Origin of the sequence: Enterobacter sp. LM3 (assembly GCF_046622475.1) — a bacterium.
GTDB lineage: Bacteria > Pseudomonadota > Gammaproteobacteria > Enterobacterales > Enterobacteriaceae > Enterobacter > Enterobacter cloacae_P.
Window position 1 is genome coordinate 1 of sequence record NZ_JBJURN010000033.1, and the last position, 2,021, is coordinate 2,021.

General features: G+C 43.1%; 3 protein-coding genes. 1 reads left to right on the forward strand and 2 read right to left on the reverse strand.

The features are described from left to right. Positions 1-165 precede the first annotated feature (165 nt). On the forward strand, positions 166-927 hold the full coding sequence (locus ACJ9N4_RS20480) for an abortive infection family protein (RefSeq protein ID WP_411500747.1): 762 nt from the start codon (positions 166-168) through the stop codon (positions 925-927). Between the two features lie 25 nt (positions 928-952). On the opposite strand, the gene ACJ9N4_RS20485 is transcribed toward ACJ9N4_RS20480, so the two are convergent. Further along, positions 953-1,339 carry a hypothetical protein gene (locus ACJ9N4_RS20485; RefSeq protein ID WP_411500748.1) on the reverse strand — a complete coding sequence of 129 codons (387 nt, stop codon included), beginning with the start codon at positions 1,337-1,339 and terminating at the stop codon, positions 953-955. Beyond that, positions 1,336-1,932 carry a tail assembly protein gene (locus tag ACJ9N4_RS20490; RefSeq protein WP_411500749.1) on the reverse strand — a complete coding sequence of 199 codons (597 nt, stop codon included), beginning with the start codon at positions 1,930-1,932 and terminating at the stop codon, positions 1,336-1,338. The genes ACJ9N4_RS20485 and ACJ9N4_RS20490 overlap by 4 nt, the downstream gene beginning before the upstream one ends. Positions 1,933-2,021 lie beyond the last annotated feature (89 nt).

A 2,021-nucleotide genomic window follows, 5' to 3' on the forward strand; every position in this document is an offset into this window, starting at 1 on the left:
TGGTTACATGAGTCAATGGCGTAAGGATGTGAATGATTTAAGTGGGAAAATAGAGCATAATCTCTATCTGAACGACTCTGTTGCAATACATACTGCAATACACAGAAATGAGTTCATAGAATGATAAATTTTCAACCCACAGATAATTATCATAAGAAGATTGTAATGAATATTATAGATACTCTTCAAAATGACCTCGAACGCGCCGTAGCGCTTCAAAACATACTAATAGCAAGAGCTACAGGGGCCCAAGATGAAGCTAATACTGATTATGTGCTTCTGAGAACTTATTTTTTACAAAACCCTTCACTACTTCAGCTGTTACCTGAGTTTGTGAGAACTAATCGTTCCCTAAAAGAGTTTTGGGGTTTTATAAAAAAAACTGAACAGTATGGTCCTCGAAGAGAACTGATTTATACAGCATTTCAGCCAGTACTGGACTATTTAGAAGGGAAAAATAAGGCTCCAGCGGATGAAGACATATCTGTCGTATTAAGAAAATTCAATGAAGATGGAGTCCACGCTGTTTGGATGAAAGCACTTGAACGACGCCATACAGATCCTGATGGTGCTATAACTTCTGCAAGAACACTTCTTGAAACAGTTTGCAAGCACATTCTTGATGATATGGGCATTCAGTATAATAATAAAAATATTGAAATGTCTGAGCTCTATAAAACCCTATCAAAAGAACTCAACCTATCTGCTGACCAACATACTGAAAGTATTTTCAAACAGATTCTTGGCGGTTGTTCTGCAGTTGTAAACGGGCTAGGTACTCTTCGGAATAAACTCGGTGACGCACATGGAAAGAATCGTTCATCAGTAAAGCCATCGTCAAGACATGCAGAACTCGCTGTGAATTTATCAGGCTCAATGGCTCTTTTTCTGATTAGCTCTTGGTTAAATCTTAAAGAGAAAAAATAATTTATCATAGGAGTGATGCGAGCAATTAGTTAATCATTATGCTCAACGGGGTAAGTGGTTTCTGACTGCTCACCAGCCAATCCTGCATGTATTTGCACCAGGCGCTGAATATCGCCTCATCAGTGCCTGGATAAGCGTAAAGATACGCCGTAAGTACCTTGTCGGAAAGCGCATCCTCTTGATCCCAGCCCACGATGAACTGGCGAAAAAGACCGAATGATTTAGCCGGTTCCGTATTCCTCCACGTTTCCACCACCACATCAAACGGAGGAACAATAAAGGTAACCATTAGGGAGAAATCTTCATATCCAACAGGCTCCACACCGCCCTCTGGTAACCCCCACCCTATAGGAATAACCACTTCACGAGTGAAAAGCTCACCTTCCGGCCATAATTGTGCCTTGTTGGTCATTGCTGGTCCTCCACATAGATGCCAGCTGAAATAATTGCGCCACCAATACGGCGTTTACCGTATAGCAACGGCACAGGGTATCCTTGCGAAGCTGTGTTAGTTACGCCTCCAAATGCATAAGATGCCTGGTTATCCGCATCACGTTTACTTGATAATCCCGAAAGTTGTGGTGAAAGCATTTGCACTACCCCTCCGACCATCATAGCTGCACCTATTTTCATTGCTGCCGATCCCCATGCTCCACCACCTACAGCCTGTCCCCAGGGGGTGAACGCACCAATAGCGCCAACAACAACAAGTACCGCGCCAAGAATGGTTTGCAGTACTCCGGCACGTTTACTGCCAAGAATGACGGGCACAATCCGAATGACATGGCCACTATTCTGATAATCGAGGTCATCTTCAGCAATATTCTTCTTATCAACGAAGATAGCAAACGTCAGCCCACGGGATTTGCTTGTGTTCATGTAATGCTGGAATCCCGGCAACGTAACAGACAGGGCATTGAATACTTCACGCGGTGTTCTCACTAAACGCTGATGTTCCCTGCCAAACAAGCCGATCATCGGGCCACTCAGTTTGATAGTTGTCATGACTTCTGCACATGGATTCATAGTCGCCTCACTAATTTTTGGAGAAAGGAAACGGTTAAGCTGTTTTTAGCTCAAAATAGCACTTACCA

Bases quoted from the DNA above. Each gene is read 5' to 3' on its own strand.
- ACJ9N4_RS20485 (WP_411500748.1), bottom strand. From the start codon at position 1,339: ATGACCAACAAGGCACAATTATGGCCGGAAGGTGAGCTTTTCACTCGT.
- ACJ9N4_RS20480 (WP_411500747.1), top strand. From the start codon at position 166: ATGAATATTATAGATACTCTTCAAAATGACCTCGAACGCGCCGTAGCG.
- ACJ9N4_RS20490 (WP_411500749.1), bottom strand. From the start codon at position 1,932: ATGACAACTATCAAACTGAGTGGCCCGATGATCGGCTTGTTTGGCAGG.